19 protein-coding genes are annotated in these 17054 nt (G+C 67.4%); 9 read left to right on the forward strand and 10 right to left on the reverse strand.

All coding sequences use genetic code 11. The annotated features are described in order from the left end of the window. Positions 1-15 precede the first annotated feature (15 nt). Genes ACZ5IQ_RS21845 through ACZ5IQ_RS21855 form a run of 3 tightly spaced genes read left to right on the forward strand, consistent with a single transcriptional unit; the run spans position 16 to position 1250 of the window. Positions 16-144 (forward strand): hypothetical protein, encoded by a 129-nt coding sequence (locus ACZ5IQ_RS21845; RefSeq protein WP_256370088.1) that lies wholly within the window; start codon positions 16-18, stop codon positions 142-144. Continuing rightward, positions 141-830 (forward strand): hypothetical protein, encoded by a 690-nt coding sequence (locus ACZ5IQ_RS21850; RefSeq protein WP_244872801.1) that lies wholly within the window; start codon positions 141-143, stop codon positions 828-830. The genes ACZ5IQ_RS21845 and ACZ5IQ_RS21850 overlap by 4 nt, the downstream gene beginning before the upstream one ends. Positions 831-839: 9 nt before the next feature. Further along, positions 840-1250, forward strand: a complete 411-nt coding sequence (locus ACZ5IQ_RS21855) for a hypothetical protein (RefSeq protein WP_212806717.1) — start codon at positions 840-842, stop codon at positions 1248-1250. A gap of 61 nt (positions 1251-1311) precedes the next feature. On the opposite strand, the gene ACZ5IQ_RS21860 is transcribed toward ACZ5IQ_RS21855, so the two are convergent. Next, the gene (locus tag ACZ5IQ_RS21860) at positions 1312-1686 is read right to left on the reverse strand and encodes a DoxX family protein (RefSeq protein ID WP_212806718.1); all 375 of its coding nucleotides are present in this window, start codon (positions 1684-1686) and stop codon (positions 1312-1314) included. A gap of 106 nt (positions 1687-1792) precedes the next feature. Then, entirely contained in the window at positions 1793-3265 is a 1473-nt protein-coding gene (locus ACZ5IQ_RS21865) for an amidase (RefSeq protein WP_464480266.1), read from the reverse strand. Between the two features lie 70 nt (positions 3266-3335). Between ACZ5IQ_RS21865 and ACZ5IQ_RS21870 the strand changes: the two genes are divergently transcribed. Next, positions 3336-4367, forward strand: coding sequence for an AraC family transcriptional regulator (locus tag ACZ5IQ_RS21870; RefSeq protein ID WP_464480267.1), 1032 nt, complete (start codon positions 3336-3338; stop codon positions 4365-4367). Between the two features lie 21 nt (positions 4368-4388). Here the strand turns inward: ACZ5IQ_RS21870 and ACZ5IQ_RS21875 are convergent, their stop codons facing one another. Next, on the reverse strand, positions 4389-4682 hold the full coding sequence (locus ACZ5IQ_RS21875) for a DUF3017 domain-containing protein (RefSeq protein ID WP_020104182.1): 294 nt from the start codon (positions 4680-4682) through the stop codon (positions 4389-4391). After that, positions 4679-5530, reverse strand: a complete 852-nt coding sequence (locus ACZ5IQ_RS21880) for a bifunctional methylenetetrahydrofolate dehydrogenase/methenyltetrahydrofolate cyclohydrolase (protein ID WP_464480268.1) — start codon at positions 5528-5530, stop codon at positions 4679-4681. The genes ACZ5IQ_RS21875 and ACZ5IQ_RS21880 overlap by 4 nt, the downstream gene beginning before the upstream one ends. 71 nt (positions 5531-5601) lie before the next feature. Here ACZ5IQ_RS21880 and ACZ5IQ_RS21885 point away from each other — a divergent pair, with 71 nt between their 5' ends. Both ACZ5IQ_RS21885 and ACZ5IQ_RS21890 read left to right on the forward strand, forming a co-directional pair. Further along, positions 5602-6792 carry an NADH:flavin oxidoreductase gene (locus tag ACZ5IQ_RS21885; RefSeq protein WP_464480269.1) on the forward strand — a complete coding sequence of 397 codons (1191 nt, stop codon included), beginning with the start codon at positions 5602-5604 and terminating at the stop codon, positions 6790-6792. Between the two features lie 49 nt (positions 6793-6841). Further along, on the forward strand, positions 6842-9559 hold the full coding sequence (locus ACZ5IQ_RS21890) for an FHA domain-containing protein (protein ID WP_464480270.1): 2718 nt from the start codon (positions 6842-6844) through the stop codon (positions 9557-9559). 3 nt (positions 9560-9562) lie between these two features. On the opposite strand, the gene ACZ5IQ_RS21895 is transcribed toward ACZ5IQ_RS21890, so the two are convergent. Further along, positions 9563-10132 (reverse strand): pentapeptide repeat-containing protein, encoded by a 570-nt coding sequence (locus tag ACZ5IQ_RS21895; protein WP_318986838.1) that lies wholly within the window; start codon positions 10130-10132, stop codon positions 9563-9565. A gap of 20 nt (positions 10133-10152) precedes the next feature. Here ACZ5IQ_RS21895 and ACZ5IQ_RS21900 point away from each other — a divergent pair, with 20 nt between their 5' ends. Then, on the forward strand, positions 10153-10953 hold the full coding sequence (locus ACZ5IQ_RS21900; protein ID WP_464480271.1) for a DUF1906 domain-containing protein: 801 nt from the start codon (positions 10153-10155) through the stop codon (positions 10951-10953). Here the strand turns inward: ACZ5IQ_RS21900 and ACZ5IQ_RS21905 are convergent. From ACZ5IQ_RS21905 to ACZ5IQ_RS21920, 4 genes are read right to left on the reverse strand one after another with little or no spacing between them, the layout of a single operon-like run. Beyond that, positions 10950-11528 (reverse strand): GTP-binding protein, encoded by a 579-nt coding sequence (locus ACZ5IQ_RS21905; RefSeq protein ID WP_464480272.1) that lies wholly within the window; start codon positions 11526-11528, stop codon positions 10950-10952. The two genes, ACZ5IQ_RS21900 and ACZ5IQ_RS21905, sit on opposite strands and share 4 nt — an antisense overlap. Beyond that, the gene (locus ACZ5IQ_RS21910; protein ID WP_212806725.1) at positions 11509-11895 is read right to left on the reverse strand and encodes a DUF742 domain-containing protein; all 387 of its coding nucleotides are present in this window, start codon (positions 11893-11895) and stop codon (positions 11509-11511) included. Before ACZ5IQ_RS21910 ends, ACZ5IQ_RS21905 begins: the two co-directional genes overlap by 20 nt. Positions 11896-11904: 9 nt before the next feature. Further along, entirely contained in the window at positions 11905-12303 is a 399-nt protein-coding gene (locus ACZ5IQ_RS21915) for a roadblock/LC7 domain-containing protein (RefSeq protein ID WP_061001428.1), read from the reverse strand. Further along, the gene (locus ACZ5IQ_RS21920; RefSeq protein WP_464480273.1) at positions 12303-15002 is read right to left on the reverse strand and encodes a HAMP domain-containing sensor histidine kinase; all 2700 of its coding nucleotides are present in this window, start codon (positions 15000-15002) and stop codon (positions 12303-12305) included. Before ACZ5IQ_RS21920 ends, ACZ5IQ_RS21915 begins: the two co-directional genes overlap by 1 nt. A 243-nt stretch (positions 15003-15245) precedes the next feature. Here ACZ5IQ_RS21920 and ACZ5IQ_RS21925 point away from each other — a divergent pair, with 243 nt between their 5' ends. Together ACZ5IQ_RS21925 and ACZ5IQ_RS21930 are read left to right on the forward strand one after the other, a co-directional pair. Continuing rightward, entirely contained in the window at positions 15246-15869 is a 624-nt protein-coding gene (locus ACZ5IQ_RS21925; protein ID WP_061007029.1) for a TetR/AcrR family transcriptional regulator, read from the forward strand. A 48-nt stretch (positions 15870-15917) separates the two neighbouring features. After that, positions 15918-16379 (forward strand): tRNA (cytidine(34)-2'-O)-methyltransferase, encoded by a 462-nt coding sequence (locus ACZ5IQ_RS21930; protein ID WP_082761748.1) that lies wholly within the window; start codon positions 15918-15920, stop codon positions 16377-16379. Between the two features lie 18 nt (positions 16380-16397). On the opposite strand, the gene ACZ5IQ_RS21935 is transcribed toward ACZ5IQ_RS21930, so the two are convergent. Further along, positions 16398-17039: a nitroreductase family protein gene (locus ACZ5IQ_RS21935; protein ID WP_061007030.1), complete on the reverse strand. Its 642-nt coding sequence runs from the start codon at positions 17037-17039 to the stop codon at positions 16398-16400. Positions 17040-17054: the final 15 nt, after the last annotated feature.

The following is a 17054-nucleotide window of genomic DNA, read 5'->3' on the forward strand; positions in this document are numbered from 1 at the left end:
GGGAGTTTCACGGCCATGAATGAGCAGGACCGCAAACGCAAACGGGCACTGATCGTCTTCCAGCTGTTCGCCTACGGCTGGCTGCTGGCGATGTTCCTGATCCAGCTGCACATGTCGATCGTCCGTGGCTGGTGGTCACTGTGAGTACGACAGCAGTCCCGACCCTCAGCTACGACCAGCACCACGACGAATCCCGGCTGGCGCAACGACAAGCCGACCGCTGGCTCATCACCGGCACCCTGTTGATGGGGTCGATGTTCATCGGCTTCGTCGGGCTGCCGTTCTTCCTGCGCGGCGTGTGGCTGCAACGGCGCGCACAGAAGGCCGGCCTGTCGGTACGACCCATCATCGTGACGCTCATCGGCTATCTGGTGATCCTCGATGCCGCCCTCAACAGCATCGGGTGGTCACTGGATCTGCTCGCCAACCACACGCTGCTGAACCGCACCATCATCACGGCGTGGGGCAACATGTTCGACGCCGGATACTTCTGGCACTACAACGAACTGTGGATCGGTGGGGCCGGCGCACCGGGCGAGAAGGCCTGGGAAGTCGCATTGATCCTGACGGTGTTCACCATGCGCATTGCCGCCGGTATCGCGTTCCTGCAGATGAAGCGGTGGGGTCACCAGTGGCTCATCATCACCTGCTGGTTCGGCATCGTCATCTGGATCGGTTACACGTTCAACATGACGATGTTCGCCGACATCCGTTATGCCGGTGTGGTTTTCCCGGTGGTCGGATGGTGGCTGTACGACATCTTCTACATCACGCCGTTCCTGGCCATCCCATATCTGCACACCGTCAATCGCGAAATCTTCAGCGACTAAAGGAATTCCATGACCACCACCGAAGCCGAATCGACAGCCGCCCTCCCCCTGGGCACCACGCCCGTCTACGCCAACATGCACAAGTGGCTCAAGCGCGGTCTTTTCGTGTGCCTGTTCGGACTCGTCATCGAGGGATCGTTCACCATGCCGGCGCTGGCCGTCTGGTACGGCTGGCCGACGTTGTCATTCCGAGAGATCTGCAGCGAGTTGATGAAGGTGCGCTACTCCGATGACACGCTGGAATGCAAGTTCCCGTACGACTTTTCGGGTGCACCCTTCGGCGGGCCGCCGGAGGCCGCGGGCCAGCAGACCGCGAAGGACACCTGGGGCGTGCAACCGGTGCCCCACTATCACCGCCTCGGCTTCCGCGAACTGGTGCAGATCCACGAGGACCGCCTCGCCCGCACCGCCGGTCACTGACAGGGATTTGTGCACGATTTTCCGCGGTCACCGCGGAAAATCGTGCACAAATCCCGGTGGATCAGAAGGCGTAGGCGCCGAACCGGCCCCAGGCGACGAACAACGCCAGGCCCAGCAGCACCACGTTGACCGCTACGTTGGGGTACTCCTTGCGCCGACCGTGCGTCACGATGGCGCCGACCATGACCGCCGCCAGGCCGACGGCGGCCAGCGGGGTGAGTACCGGGAGGATGTGCACGAGCGGCGGCACGATGAGGCCGATCGCGCCGGCCACTTCGGCCGCGCCGATCCCGCGGATGGCGTTCGGGTCCACGTCGGCGAGTGCGCCCAGGCCCTGCGCAACCAGCTTCTCCTTGGGCAGGGCCAGCTTCATGATGCCGCTTCCGGCGAAGACGAATGCCAGTACGCCGGCGACGATCCACAGTGCAGTGTTCATGATGCGCTCCTCAGGGCTGAAGTTCTCACGGTCGGTGACTCGACAGAATGAAACGGACTTTAGTCCGATTCAATTCCTGGCGCGAACGACGGGGAGGGTATCGCCGCTAAAGCGGCGCGACGCGATCGGCCCAGGGCATCGCTTCTTCGAGTTGAGCGGCCAGCCGGATGAGTAGCGATTCACCTCCGAGCGGAGCCACGAACTGCACACCGAGCGGCAGTCCGTCCGCGGTCCAATGCAAGGGCAACGAGATGGCCGGGCGGCCGGTCAAGTTCGCCAACTGCGTATACGGCACCCAGCCGAGGTTCTTCTCCACCATGTCGTCGACGATTTTCGTGTACCGCAGGAAGGATGCGGTGCGGGTCTTGAGCAAGACATCGACCGCGGGCCGCAGTGCGGTCGGCAGGTCGAACTCGCCGATCTTCGGGGGCGGCGTCGCCAGCGTCGGCGTCAGTAGCAGGTCGTAGGACTCGAAGAACGTGGTGAGCCGACGGGCATGGTCGTGGCGCCGTTGAACAGCCGCCACGTAGTCGACGCTGCTGGTCGCGCGCCCCAGCGCGGCCATGATCAGCGTCTCGCGTTCGAACGCGTCGTCGCGCGCGCCCGTCAGCCGTTTGGCATCGGCGACTTCCCAAGCCAAGAACACGAACCAGGTGAGCAGGAAGTCGCGCGCCAATTCACCGTCGTCGAACGGCGCCTGAGGCAGTTCCTCCACGTGGTGGCCGAGTTCGGTCAGGGTGCGCACCGTCGCTTCCACTGCCGCGAACGCCTCACGGTGCGGCGCCGGCGTGATCGCCGACGGCACCCGCACGCCGATCCGCAGCTTCGGAGGGTTCTCGCCCACAGCCGACACGAACGGCGATCCGGGTAGCCCCGGAACAAAGGGCCCGCAGGCCTCACCTCCGCTGATGACATCGAACATCGCGGCGGTATCGCGCACCGTCCGCGACACCACGCCCTGTACCGCCGCGCCATGCATCATCTCACCGCCGCCGGGCCCGAAAGGGGTCAGCCCGCGTCCTGGCTTCAGCCCGACCAGTCCGCAGCAGGCCGCCGGGATACGTGTTGATCCGCCACCATCGTTCGCGCCGGCGCAGGGCACGATTCCCGCGGCTACCGCAGCGGCCGAACCGCCCGACGATCCACCCGGCGTCCGCGTCAGATCCCATGGATTGCGCGCGGGCCCCCAGACCTCGGGTTCGGAAATGGCCTTCGCCCCGAACTCCGGCAGGTTGGTCTTGCCGAATATCACCAACCCCGCGTCGATCCAGCGCTGCACGATCGTCGCGTGTTCCTTGGCCGGCAACGATTTCAATGAACGGGAGCCGTGTGAGCTCGGCAAGCCGGCGTAGTCCTGTCCCAGGTCCTTGATCAGGAACGGCACACCCGCAAATGGACCACTGAGCTCGTCCGACGGTGTCGTGACGGGTACCTCGCGGACGATGGCGTTGATCTTGGGATTCACCACTGCGGCCCGGTCCCGGGCCAGCGTCAGCAATTCCGGGGCCGACACCTCCTTGTCGGCGACCAGCTTCGCCAACCCGGTGGCGTCGTATCTGCGGTACTCATCGAAGTTCACCCCGTGATCTTCGGTCCGGCCGGGAAATCGCTCTTGACATATCGAGACACTGATTTCGACACTGACGAACGTGGACGAGTCGATCAGAGCCGGCGTGCTGCAGGACTTCGCCCCATTCATCCGCGAACTTTCCGGCGACCCCGACCGGTTGTACCGGCAGAGCGGGCTGGACCCGGCTGCATTGCACGATGCCGAAACGATGGTCCCCCTCGACGCCGTCGCGATCCTCCTCGAGAACGCCGCCCGGCAGCACCGGCTCCCCACGCTCGGTCTCCGGCTGGGCAGCCGTCAGGACCTGTCGATATTGGGCTTGCTCGCCGTGGTCGTGCAGAACAGCGACACGGTGTACGAGGCGACAGCCAACGCATCGCGGTACCTGTTCTTTCACAGCCCTTGCTACGAATTGGTCATCGAAGACCCCAGCCCGCACCTGCCCGGCTGCATCACGGTGCGTTTCGACATCCAACTCGAGCGCGCAGTCCCGCAGCGACAGCTGATCGACGCGTACCTGTCGTCGACATACCGGATGGCACAGACTCTTTCGCCGATTCCACTGCGCCTGCAAGGCGTATCGCTCCCGCACTCGCCGGTCGGCGAACGCAGTGCCTACCGCTCGCATTTCGATGCGCCCGTCGCCTTCGAACAGCCATACGCGGCAATACATTTGGAGCGCAATGTGCTGCACGCCCGGATCCAGTCCATCAAGCCTCGCCTGCGTAGCCAAGCGATCGCCTACATCGCCACCCGGTACCCCGCAGCCGGACAGCGCCTTTCGGAACGCGTACAGCGCACATTGAAGAGCACCATCGGAGCCAATCGGGGCACCAAGGCGGAGATCGCCGATCTGCTCGACATGCATCCCCGTACGTTGCAGCGACGACTGTCAGACGAGAACGCCACGTTCGAGGACATCCGGGCCGACGTCTACCGGTCTGCGACGCGCCGGCTGCTGCTCGAAACCGAGCTGCCCCTGAGCCAAGTCGCGGCCGTCCTCGGCTACTCCGAGCAGTCGTCCATGACGAGGTCGGTCAAGCGTTGGTTCGGGGTCACCCCGGCACAACTGCGCAAGGACGGCCCGGTCGCACTGCTCTCGACGGTTTGAGGCACTGGGCCGCGGCAGTAATTAAGCAGTACCCAACGGGTTGATGGTCCACGCCACGTACAACATGACGGCGCTGACCGATGCTGTTGTCGCGACGTCGATGATCCGGCTGCGCACGACGAGCAGGCCGGCGCGGTCATCGGTCAGCAGCAGACGCATAACCGCCGCGATACCGACACCGATCGCCATCACCAGCGCACCGCGGCGCCAATAGCCGCCGACCACCAACGCGAACGCCACCACGAAGAACACGCCCACCGACAGGATCGGCCATTGGCCGGCGAACACCTTGCGGGCGAATTCCTTTGCGGTCAAGACAGTTTCGCCTCTTCCGCCTCGACCACGTTGGCCAGCAGGAAAGCGCGGGTCAGCGGGCCGACACCGCCCGGATTGGGCGACACATGACCGGCCACCTCCCACACATCGGGGTGCACGTCACCGGCGAGCTTGCCGTCGACACGGCTGACACCCACGTCGACGACGGCCGCGCCCGGCTTGACCATGTCGGCGGTCAGCATGTGCGGCACGCCGACCGCGGCGATGATGATGTCCGCCTGCCGGGTCAGGGCCGGCAGATCACGAGTTCCGGTGTGGCACAACGTCACTGTCGCGTTCTCCGAACGCCGGGTGAGCAGCAGGCCCATCGGCCGGCCCACGGTGACGCCGCGGCCGATCACCACGACATGCGCGCCGGCAATCGGTACCTCGAAGCGGCGCAGCAGGTGCACGATGCCGCGCGGCGTGCACGGCAGCGGCGCGGGCTCGTTCAGCACCAGCCGACCCAGGTTTGTCGGGTGCAGTCCGTCCGCATCCTTGTCGGGGTCGATGCGCTCCAGCGCGGCGTTCTCGTCGAGGTGCTTGGGCAGCGGCAACTGCACGATGTAGCCCGTGCACTCCGGGTTGGCGTTCAGCTCGTCGATGACGGCGTTCAGCTCAGACTGACTGATGTCGGCCGGCAGGTCCCGGCGGATCGAGTTGATGCCGACCTTCGCGCAGTCGGCGTGCTTGCCACGCACGTAGGCGTGCGAGCCCGGGTCGTCACCGACCAGGACCGTGCCGAGACCCGGCGTCCGGCCGGCGGCGGTCAGCGCCGCCACCCGCTTCGTCAGGTCCGTGAAGATCTCGTCGCGTGTGGCCTTGCCGTCCAGCGTGATTGCACCCACGGCGAACATTGTGTCAGGCCCGCGGGAACACCCGTTGACACCACCCAAGACCGCGTGGTCAGCTGCCGAATGTGAACACCCAGCCCAATGTGTCCACTGACGTTTTCAGTGCAGCCAAGCTCGGTCCGATCACGTTGCGTAATCGGGTCATCAAGGCCGCGACGTTCGAGGCGGCGACGCCGGATGCGCTGGTCACCGATGATCTGATCCGGTATCACCGGCTGCCCGCTGCGGGTGGGGTGGGGATGACGACGGTGGCCTATTGCGCGGTGGCCCCGGGTGGGCGTACCGATGGGTGGCAGTTGTGGATGCGCCCGGAGGCGATCCCGGGGCTGCAGAAGTTGACCGCGGCGGTGCATGCCGAGGGGGCGGCGATCAGCGCGCAGATCGGGCATGCCGGCCCGGTCGCCAATGCCCGCACCAACAAGGCCACCGCGTTGGCGCCGGTGCGGTTGTTCAACCCGCTGTCGATGCGCTTTGCCCGCAAGGCCACCCGCGCCGATATCGACGATGTGATGGCCGCGCACGCGAACGCCGCCCGGTTGGCGATCGAGGCCGGGTTCGACGCCGTCGAGGTGCACCTGGGCCACAACTACTTCGCGTCCTCGTTCCTGTCGCCGTTGATCAACAAGCGCCGCGATGAGTTCGGTGGCTCGCTGTACAACCGCGCCAAGGTGGCCCGCGGCACCGTGCAGGCCGTACGGCAGGCCGTGGGTGATCGGATCGCGGTGATCGCCAAACTCAACATGAGCGACGGCGTCCGGGGCGGTATCCCGATCCAGGAGTCGCTGCAGACCGCCACCTGGCTGCAAGAGGACGGCGCCCTGGACGCGCTCGAACTCACCGCCGGCAGTTCGCTGGTCAACCCGATGTACCTGTTCCGCGGTGATGCCCCGGTCAAGGAATTCGCCGCGAACTTCAGGCCGCCGATCAGCTGGGGCATCCGGATGAGCGGCCACAGGTTCTTCCGCGAGTACCCGTACCAGGAGGCCTACCTGCTCGAGCAGGCCCGCCAGTTCCGGGCCGAACTGTCGATGCCACTGATCCTGCTCGGCGGCATCACCAACCGCGAAACCATGGATCTGGCCATGGCCGAAGGTTTCGAGTTCGTCGCGATGGGCCGCGCCCTGCTCGCCGAACCCGACCTACTCAACCGCATCCAAGCCGACAAGACAGTGAAATCGGGCTGCACACACTGCAATCTGTGCATGCCCACCATCTACAGCCGCACCCACTGCGTCGTGACCGGCAAGCCCTACTGACCCGGCTGGTCCCCAGGAAAGTCCCCGGCAACGGATAGAGTTGCCTTCGATGACTGGACCAGCCGCATTGCCAGCGCTCACCGTTCGCCATGACGCCACCACGCGCACGTTCGCCCCGGGAAACGATGTCGTAGTCGGCCGCGATCTGCGCGCCGACTTCCGCGTCGCCCACCCGTTGATCTCGCGTGCGCACCTGATGCTGCGCTTCGACCACGGCCGCTGGGTCGCCGTCGACAACGGCAGCCTCAACGGCATGTACGTCAACGGGCAGCGTGTCCCGGCCGCCGACCTGCACGACGGCTCGGCGGTGAACATCGGTAACCCCGACGGCCCACTGCTGACCTTCGAGGTCGGCCAGCACCTGGGCCCGGCCGGCACACCGCCGACGACGTCCATGCCCGTCACGCCGACGCCGTCGACCAACAACCGGCCCAGCACGACCTGGCCGAGCCAGCAGCCGTACACCCCGCCGTCAGCGGCGCAGCAGCGATACCCGAGCGGCCCCCAGACGTTCAGCCCGTCAGGTCCGCAGCCGCAGTACCCGTCAGGTCCGCAGCCGCAGTACCCGAGCGGGCCGCAGCCGCAGTACGGCCAGCAGCCGCCGCGCTACCCGACCGCACCCCAGCAGTACGCGCCGCCGTCCGCACCGATGTCCCGGCCGGCGCCGGCGCGAATCGCGCCTGACGAGTCGAGCTCGCCCGCCACCCAGTTCGGCCCGACCGCCGTGGCGCGGCCGAGCGAGAACAACCTCGGCACGACGATGCTCAAGATCCTGCGGCCCGGCCGCAACGCCGAGGTGCCGGCCGGAGCCATCAAGATCGGTCGCGGCACCGACAACGACATCGTCATCCCCGACGTTCTGGCCTCGCGGCACCACGCCACGTTGATCCCGTCGGCGGGTGGCGGTGCCCAGATCATCGACAACCGCAGCATCAACGGCACCTTCGTCAACGGCCAGCGGGTCGAGGAGGCGATGCTCCGCGATGGCGACACCGTCACCATCGGTAACGTCGACCTCGTCTACAGCGGCGGCACCCTGGCCCGCCGCACCGTCACCACCGCCGACACCCGCACCGGCGGTCTCGAGGTCCACGGCCTGACGTGGACCATCGAGGGCAACAAGACCCTGCTGAACAACATCTCGCTGGACGCCCGCCCCGGCACGCTGACCGCGGTGATCGGCCCGTCCGGCGCCGGCAAGTCGACGTTCTCCAAGCAGGTCGCCGGCCTGACCCATCCGACCAGTGGCACCGTCACGTTCGAGGGCCACGACATCCACGCCGAGTACGCCTCGCTGCGCTCCCGAATCGGCATGGTGCCGCAGGACGACGTGGTGCACGGCGACCTGACCGTCCGGCAAGCCCTGATGTACGCCGCGGAGCTGCGGCTGCCGCCGGACACCACGAAGGAAGACCGCGAGCAGGTCGTCATGCAGGTGCTCGAAGAGCTCGAGATGACGAAGCACCTGGACACCCGGGTCGCGAAGCTCTCCGGCGGTCAGCGCAAGCGTGCGTCGGTAGCGCTCGAGCTGCTGACCGGTCCGTCGTTGCTGATCCTGGATGAGCCGACCTCCGGCCTGGACCCGGCACTCGACCGCCAGGTGATGACGATGCTGCGCCAGCTGGCCGATGCCGGTCGTGTGGTGCTGGTGGTCACCCACTCACTGACCTACCTCGACGTCTGCGATCAGGTGCTGCTGCTGGCACCGGGCGGCATGACGGCCTTCTGCGGCCCGCCCAGCCAGATCGGTCCCGAACTGGGTACCACCAACTGGGCCGACATCTTCTCGTCGGTGGCCGGCGATCCAGAGGCGGCCCACCAGCAGTTCCTGCAGCGCTCCGGCCCGCCGCCACCACAGCCACCCGCGGCGACACCGGCCGACCTGGGTGCGCCGGCGAAGACGTCGCTGCTGCGACAGTTCTCCACCATCGCCCGACGCCAGGTGAAGCTGATCCTGGCCGACCGCGCCTACACCGCGTTCCTGCTGTTCTTGCCGTTCATCATGGGCGTGCTGTCCCTTTCGGTGCCCGGTGGCGGCCCCAACAAATCCGGTGTGGGCTTCGGTAAACCACTCGCCGCCGGCCCACCTGATTTCGGCGCCGCACCGAGCGAACCCGGCCAGATCCTGGTCATGATGAACGTCGGCGCCATCTTCATGGGCACCGCGCTGACCATTCGCGCGCTGATCGGTGAGCGGGCGATCTTCCGGCGGGAACAGGCCGTCGGCCTGTCCACCACCGCGTACCTGGCGGCGAAGGTCGCGGTGTTCACTGCCTTCGCCGTCGTCCAGTCGTCCATCGTCGTGGCCATCACGATCATGGGCAAAGGCTGGGGCGCCGGAGCGGTCACGAACGGTTCGGTGATACCGAGCCGCAGCCTCGAGATGTTCGTCGACATCTCGATGACGTGTGTGGCCGCGGCCATGACGGGTCTGGCGTTGTCCGGTCTGGCCAAATCCGCCGAGCAGATCATGCCGCTGCTCGTGGTGGCCGTCATGAGCCAGTTGGTGTTCTCCGGCGGCTTGATTCCGGTCACCGGCCGCGTGGTGCTCGACCAGTTGTCCTGGCTCACGCCGGCACGGTGGGGTTTCGCATCGTCGGCCTCGACCATCGATCTGACCAGATTGGTCCCCGAGCCGGTGCTGCCCAATGACAAGTTCTGGCACCACACCACCGGCGCGTGGTGGACCGACATCGGTGCCCTGCTGCTGCTGTCGGCCTGCTATCTCGGCTTCGTGCGCTGGCGGATCCGGCTCAAGGCCGACTAGGGGCTAGCTGGACAGGTCCAGGCCGTGGGCGACGGCGTAGGCGATGGCCTGGTCGACGTCGATGCGGGCGCCCCGCAACCCGGCAGTGGTCCAGAACGTCGCATCCGTGCGGGCCGCGCGCAGGTCCGCCTGCTCGAACTTCGCGTCCTGCACCCGCGCGCCGCGTAGGTCGGCCGCGCGCAGCACGGCCTTGCGCAGGTCCGTGCCGACGAGCGAGGCCTCAGACAGCCGGCAGTCGGTCAGGTCCACCGCCCGCAGATCGCAACCGGCCAGCACCGCGAGCCGCAGGTCCACCTCGACCATGGTGATGGGCCGCATCGCGCACTCGGTGAACGTCGACCCCAGCAGGGTGCAATGCCGGAACGTGCTGTGCGCCAGCGAGGTCCGGCGGAAGGTGCAGTTACGGAACGCTGAGCCGGAATGCTCGGACTCGGTGAGGTCGACGCCGCTGAAGTCGCAGTCGGTGAAGACGACCCGCTCGGTGCGCAGCCGACTGAGGTCCCCGTCGTACTCGTCACGAAAGACGACTCCGGTGAATTCCGTGTCTTGCCAGTGCTCGTCGGGAACCGTCACGAGTTCGTACGATAGCCCCCATGGCAGACCTGGCACGCCCCGCTGACCGCCTGTCGAGACGTGGTTTCCTCACGCTGACCGCCGCCGGACTGGCCGCGGCGCTGAGTACCCCGATTGCCTTGGCCGACAACGGCAAACCCGTCGGCTCCGCCGACAACGGCAAACTGATCGACTTCACGCATCTCCAGGTACCCGTCGACCAGGTCGCCGCCGCCGGCTACACCGGCGTCATCGTCTACGTGTCGGAGCTACGACCGGGTGCCACGTTCGACTTCAAGCCCGTCAGCCGCGGCTACACCGACGCGCTGCGGGCAGCGGGTCTGCACGTGGTGAGCGTCTACCAGTACGGCAAGCCGGGCTGGGTGAACAGCCCGTCGGACTTCACCCGCGGCTTCGACGGCGGCGTGGCCGACGCCCGCACCGCACTGAGACTGCATGGCGCGGCCGGTGGGCCGGACACCGCGCCGATCTTCTTCAGCGTCGACGAGGACATCTCCGCCGACACGTGGAAAAACGTTGCGCTGCAATGGTTCAAGGGCATCAATTCGGTCCTCGGGGTGCAGCGCACCGGCATCTACGGCGGTGCCCGCCAGGTCACCTGGGCGGCCGACGACGGCGTCATCGGCCGCTCCACCACCCCGAGACATCGCTGGGCGTGGCAGACGCGGGCCTGGTCCGGCGGCGCCCGCGCGCCGATGGCGGTGCTGTATCAGGCGACAGTGGTGACAGCTTCCGACCCGGGCACCATGATCGGCGACATCCACGTCGACGAGGACGACATCCTGGCGGCCGACTATGGCCAGTGGGACCTGGCTCGTTAGGCCGGGGCGCCCAACCTCATCAGCGCGTATTCGGTGACGGTGATCAGCGCGTCGCGCGCCGACTGCCGCTGCCGCGCGTCGACGGTCACGACCGGGATGTGGTCGGGTAGCGCCAGCGCCTTGCGGACCGCGTGGCCGGGATGCCTTGGCGCACCGTCGAATTCATTGACGGCGATGATGAACGGCAGACCCCGCGCCTCGAAGAAGTCGACGGCGGCGAAGCTGTCCTGCAACCGGCGGACGTCGACGAGGATGATCGCGCCGATGGCGCCGCGCACCAGGTCGTCCCACATGAACCAGAACCGGCGCTGCCCCGGTGTGCCGAACAGGTAGAGCACCAGGTCGTCGGCGAGGGTGATGCGGCCGAAGTCCATGGCGACCGTGGTGGTGTTCTTGTCGGGGGTGCCGGCGAGCGCGTCGACCCCTACCGAGGCGTTGGTGACGATGGCCTCGGTGCGCAGCGGCATGATCTCGGAGACCGCACCGACGAACGTCGTCTTACCGGCGCCGAACCCACCCGAGATGACGATCTTCGTCGACGCGGGGGCGTGCCGATCAGAGTGCCCGTAGGCCACGCAGTGTCCTCCCGATCAAGTCACGCCGGTCGTCGATGCTCGCCGTGGTGCCGAGCGTGGCGTGTACTTGAAGATAACCCTGCGTGACGAGGTCGCCGATCAGCACACGCGCAACACCGAGTGGTATTGCTAACTTTGCCGCGACCTCGGCCACCGAGGGCCGGGTGGAACCGAGTTTGAGAATTTCGCCGCGCACGTCGTTGCCGGGCCAGTGCGTCGCCGGGGCGCCCGCCAGCGGATAGATCGGCGCCTCCATGGGCAGCTCGATCTCGGTGGTGGTCCGGCCCGCGGTCAGCGTGTAGGGCCGCACCAGACTGGGCTGCTCCGCGGTGAATGCGGACTCCCAGGCGTCAGATGTCGGCTCCATGAGGTGTCCTTATCGGGTCCTGCGGGCAGACTGCACGACGGTCCCGACGCGTTCGACGAGGATCGCCATCTCGTAGCCGATCTGGCCGATGTCGCACGACCGGGTCGCCAGCGTCGCGAGGTTCGAGCCGTCGCCGACGCGCATCAGCAACAGGTATCCGTGCTCCATCTCGACCACGGACTGCAGTACGTGCCCGCCGTCGAACAGCTGGGAGGCGCCGGTGGCCAGACTGGCCAGCCCGGAGGCGACGGCCGCGAGTTGGTCGGCACGCTCGGTGGGCATCCGCGAACTCGCGGCCATCAGCAGTCCGTCGGCCGACACCAGGATGGCGTGCGCCACCCCCGACACCTCGTCGGCGAACTTCGTGACCAGCCAATCCAGCGACTCGCGCTGCGTCGTACGTGTCATCACCGGCCTCCCGTGTCCCGGGACTGTGACCGGCCCGCGTGCACGCCGCCGAAATGTCCGCTGATGCTGGCCCGCACTGCGGCGGGATCCCGCCGCAGTGTTCCCTCGTCGGAGCCTTCGGGGTGTCCGCCCTCGTCGGGCGCGCCGGGGACCAGCCGGGCACCGGGCTGGCGGACCGGCAGGCCCGCCTCGGTGTGCTCGACGACCGGCGCGTCCTGCGCGGCGGCCGCCGCCGACCAGCCCTGGTCCCACACGGTCTGCCAGTCGAGGTCGGTGCTGTTCGCCAACTGGGTGGGATCGTCGATCAGCCATTCCGAGAGCATCTTCTGGTAGATGGCGTCCTCACTTCCGGCGGTGGGGCTCGGCTGGGGCGTCGGGGCGGGACGGACCGGCGGCGCAGGCGGGGGCGTCGGGCGGACCGGCTCCGGCGCCGGACGCGCGGGTTCGGGCGCCGCGGGCGGCGTCTGGGCCCGGGCGGCAAAGAACGACGACGTGTCGGTCGGCGCCTGAGCGGGCCGCTCGGCAGGCGACTCGGTACGGCCGGCGATGCCGCTGGCTCCCGGATTGCGCTGCGGCAGGTTGACGCCGCTGAGGTCGCCCGCGTCGGCCGTTCCGGCACCGAAGCCGTTGCGGGTTTGCGGTTCCACGAATGCCGGTTCCACCGAGGGCGCGGGCGGCGCCGGGGGCTGAGCGAGCGGCTGCGCCACGGCGCCGAACGTCGCGAACCCGCCGGTGTCGGGACCCAGGCCCGGGAGGTCGGTCACGCCGGTCTCGGCGGTCGACGAGCCGTCCCAGTAGGTGCCGAAGTCCGGGATGGCGGGCAGCCCGGCCTGCAGTTCGACGGGGACGTAGATGCCGGCGGTGGTGCCCGATTCGGGGTCCCCCTCGACGGTGTCGCGCAGCCGGACGACGAGGCCGTGCTGGGTGGCCAGCCGGCCGACCACGAACAGGCCCATGTGCCGCGCGGTGTACGTGTTGACCTCGCCGCCGGAGCGCAGCCGGCTGTTGGCCATGCGCAGATCGGCTTCGGTCATCCCCAGACCGCCGTCGCTGACCTCGATCACCAGTGCACCGTTGGGCGCGTGCACCGCGGAGACCTGCACCTCCGAAGTCGGCGGCGAGTACCGCAGCGCGTTGTCGAGCAGCTCGGCCATCATGTGCACCAGATCGCCGGCGACCGAACCGTGGATCTCGGTGTCGGGGGCAGCGACGATGGCCACTCGCTTATAGTCCTCGACCTCGGACGCCGCGGCATTGATCACCGCGGTCACGGGCACCGGCTCGCCTTGTTCGTGCGGCACGTTGGTGCCGGCCAGCACCAGCAGGTTGGCGCCGTTGCGCCGCATCCGCGCGGCGAGGTGGTCCAGCCGGAACAACTTGGCCAGCCGCTGCGGGTCCTGTTCGTCACGCTCCAGCTGATCGATGACGGTCAGCTGCTGGTCGATCAGCGACCGGCTGCGCCGCGACAGCGTCTCGAACATGTCGCTGACCTGGAGCTGCAGCCGGGCCTGCTCACCGGCGAGCAGCACGGCCTGTTCGTGCAACTCGTCGACCGCATGCGCAACCTGTCCGATCTCCTCGGTGCTCTGCACCGGCAACGGGCGGACGGTCACGTCGGCGCCGGACCGGACCTCGTCGAGCTCGCGGACCAGGTCCTCGTGGGCGACCTTGAGGGCGCTGGTGCGCAGCCGCCGCAGCGGCCTGATGAGGGTCCGCGCCATGTACAACACGATGAGCAGGGCCAGCACCATGACGGCGCCGACGATGACCGAATCACGGATGGCTTCGGTGCGCTTGGCGTTGGCCTGATCGTCGACCGCCGAGACGACGGTCGCAGACACACTGTCGAGCACCTTGCCGGCGATGCCGCTGGTGGTCTGGATCGACTGACTCAGGTCGGGATTGTTGACCAGTGGCACATTGGGATCGGACATCATCGACATCCGCTTGACCATCTCCTGGGCCAGCTTCTGCGCTTCGGGCGAGCCGACGCCCAGCACTTCACTCATGCCGAACAACGTCGACGGCTCCGTGCCCGCCAGGGTGGTCATCGAGCTGCGCAGTTCGTTGTCCGGCAGTTCGCCGCCGAGGGTGACGAGCAGCTGCTGCATCATCATCTGACCGCGGGCGCCGACGGCCCGGCTCAGACCCTGCGTCTGGGCGCGGATCTTCTCGTCGTCGATGCGTACCGAACCGGTGATCGTGTCCTCGGCGGTCAGCAGGAGCGGCGCGTACGACGTCACGCGCTCACGCAGTCCGATGCTGTTGGCCGCGACCTTGTTGAGCAGCCCCTGGCCTCCGTCGAGCAGGGTTTTGATGCCGGTACCGACGTCGGTGGCGACATCGGTCTCCCCCAGCCGGTGCTGCAGCCGTCGTTTGCTCTCGTCGTAGGCGCTCAGCGCCTGCTGCGCGTCTCCGCCGGTGGACGTGGCCAGTATCGCGGCGTCGAACGTCGCCATGTAGTTCTCGATGGCAGGCACCATTTCGGCGCGGTCCGCCGCGCGGCGCAAATCCGCGGCGTCCGTCCAGCCCGAATAGATACGCATTCCGCCGAACGTGCCGGCCAGCGCCAAAGGCACAAAGGCGATGGCGAAAACTTTCCAGGCGACCGGCCAATTCGACGGCGCGAAGCGCGACGGGCGTTTCGCGGGCGCGCGGGTGACCTGATCAGCTGCCGAAAACTGTTGCGCAGCAGTCATCGCGGCTCGGCTTTCCCGCCGGCCATCGGTCCGCAAACAGTTACAGGCGCTTGGTTCATATTGGTGTTCCCCGCCGGATTATCAGCCCACTCGGGCACGGGAAATCCGCCTGGCAATCTGTCGCAGTATGACAGCGATGAGCAGCCGTTTCCATGCTTCACATCCAACGAACAGCGTTCGTGACCTATGTGTTGCACAGTTGTGTGGTAAAAGCGCGCGGTATTGGTGATTTAGAGTGCCTAGATGGCACGGAGCCGGCTGACCCCCGAGCAACGTCGGGACCAGATCCTCGATCTCGGGATGGCGGCATTCTCTGTCCTGCCGTTCGAGCAGGTGGCGATGGAGGACATCGCGGCGCAGGCCGGAATCTCGCGGGCTTTGATCTACCACTACTTCCCCAGCAAGAAGGAACTGTTCGCGGCGCTCTGGGCGCGGGCGCACGAGAAGCTGGCTCACGACTCGCACTTCACCGCCGTCGACACCGTGCGGGCCCAGATCCGCAGTGCGCTCGTCGCGCACTTCACGTTCTACGAGCAGAACCTGACGCTGATGATGATCGCCAATCGCAGCGCCATAGCCGCCGATCCCGCGGTGCGCAGCCCGATCACCTTCGAACTCACCCGGCTGCGCGACCACGCACTGGACGCCCTGGACCTCGCGGGGTCCGGTCGCGATCTGGTGTCGGTGGCGCTGTCCGGATGGCTGGCGCTGGTGCGCGAAGTGGCATTGGAATGGCTTGAGCTGCAGAGCTTTTCTCGTGACGCCGCCGTCGACCTGTGCCTGACCGCACTCGACGCCCTGGTGTCACCGCATGCGGATCTGAACCAGGTGCCCCATGGCGCCGCCGATTCAGCGGCAGCACAGTAACCTACTTCGGCCCCACCTAGACCCAGACAGAGAGGCGCCACGGTGGCACTGAAGGTGCTGTTCTACTCACCCCGGATCGCGCCGAACACCGGCAATGCGATCCGGATGGTCGCCGCCACAGGCGCCGAGCTGCATCTGGTCGAGCCGCTCGGCTTCGACCTGTCCGAGCCGAAACTGCGTCGCGCGGGCCTGGACTACCACGATCTGGCATCGGTGACGGTGCACCCCGATCTGCCGACCGCCTGGCAGGCACTCCTGCCGGCACGGGTGTTCGCCTTTACCGCGCACGCGAATTCGTCGTTCGCCGACGTGGCCTACCAGGGGAACGACGTGTTGATGTTCGGCCCCGAGCCCACCGGCCTGGACCCCGAGACCCTCGCCGACCCGCACATCACCCAGCAGGTCCGGATCCCGATGATCCCGGGCCGGCGGTCGCTGAACCTGTCCAATGCCGCGGCCGTCGCGGTGTACGAGGCGTGGCGTCAGCTCGGCTTCGCCGAGGGCATCTGACCGAGCCGACGCCTCAGCTCACCAGGTGTCCCAGTGGGCGAGCTGCTCGGCCGGCAGTCGCTGGGCCTTCTTGAAATCGGTGCCCTTGGTGTAGGCGATGGGGAACAGTCCGCCCTGCGTGTAGCGCTCGAACGGGATGCCCAGGAGCTCGGCCGCCTTCCGCTCACCGTCGCCGAGCAGGTGCAGTGTCGTCCACGCGGAGCCCAGTCCGCGCGAGCGCAGCGCGAGCATGAAGCTCCAGACCGCCGGCAGCAGCGAGCCCCAGTACGAGGCCTGCATGCCGGCCTCGGCGCGGTCGGGCCGGCCCTCCAGGCACGGGATCATCAGCACCGGCGCCTTCTCGAAGTTCTCGTTGAGGAACTCCGCCGAGCTCTTCACCGCGCCGGCCCGGTCGTCACGCATGTCGCCGCGCTGCGGTGCGTCCATCGCGAGGTACGGGGTGGCGTTGGTGCGGTAGATGTCGGCCAGCGCCTTCTTCTTGGCCTCGTCCTCGACGAAGACGAACTGCCAGCCCTGGTTGTTGGAGCCGGTCGGCGCCTGCAGCGCCAGATCGAGACACTCCATGATCACCTCGCGCGGCACGGGCTTCTCGAAGTCGAGTCGCTTACGCACCGATCGAGTCGAGGTCAGCACTTCGTCAGCGGTGAGGTTCAGCGTCATAGCCGCACATTACCG

Source organism: Mycobacterium toneyamaense, assembly GCF_055384815.1.

Bases quoted from the DNA above. Each gene is read 5' to 3' on its own strand.
- ACZ5IQ_RS21900 (WP_464480271.1), top strand. From the start codon at position 10,153: ATGGCAGACCTGGCACGCCCCGCTGACCGCCTGTCGAGACGTGGTTTC.
- ACZ5IQ_RS21915 (WP_061001428.1), bottom strand. From the start codon at position 12,303: ATGACACGTACGACGCAGCGCGAGTCGCTGGATTGGCTGGTCACGAAG.
- ACZ5IQ_RS21855 (WP_212806717.1), top strand. From the start codon at position 840: ATGACCACCACCGAAGCCGAATCGACAGCCGCCCTCCCCCTGGGCACC.
- ACZ5IQ_RS21890 (WP_464480270.1), top strand. From the start codon at position 6,842: ATGACTGGACCAGCCGCATTGCCAGCGCTCACCGTTCGCCATGACGCC.
- ACZ5IQ_RS21860 (WP_212806718.1), bottom strand. From the start codon at position 1,686: ATGAACACTGCACTGTGGATCGTCGCCGGCGTACTGGCATTCGTCTTC.
- ACZ5IQ_RS21910 (WP_212806725.1), bottom strand. From the start codon at position 11,895: ATGGAGCCGACATCTGACGCCTGGGAGTCCGCATTCACCGCGGAGCAG.
- ACZ5IQ_RS21935 (WP_061007030.1), bottom strand. From the start codon at position 17,039: ATGACGCTGAACCTCACCGCTGACGAAGTGCTGACCTCGACTCGATCG.
- ACZ5IQ_RS21920 (WP_464480273.1), bottom strand. From the start codon at position 15,002: ATGACTGCTGCGCAACAGTTTTCGGCAGCTGATCAGGTCACCCGCGCG.
- ACZ5IQ_RS21845 (WP_256370088.1), top strand. From the start codon at position 16: ATGAATGAGCAGGACCGCAAACGCAAACGGGCACTGATCGTCTTCCAG.
- ACZ5IQ_RS21925 (WP_061007029.1), top strand. From the start codon at position 15,246: ATGGCACGGAGCCGGCTGACCCCCGAGCAACGTCGGGACCAGATCCTC.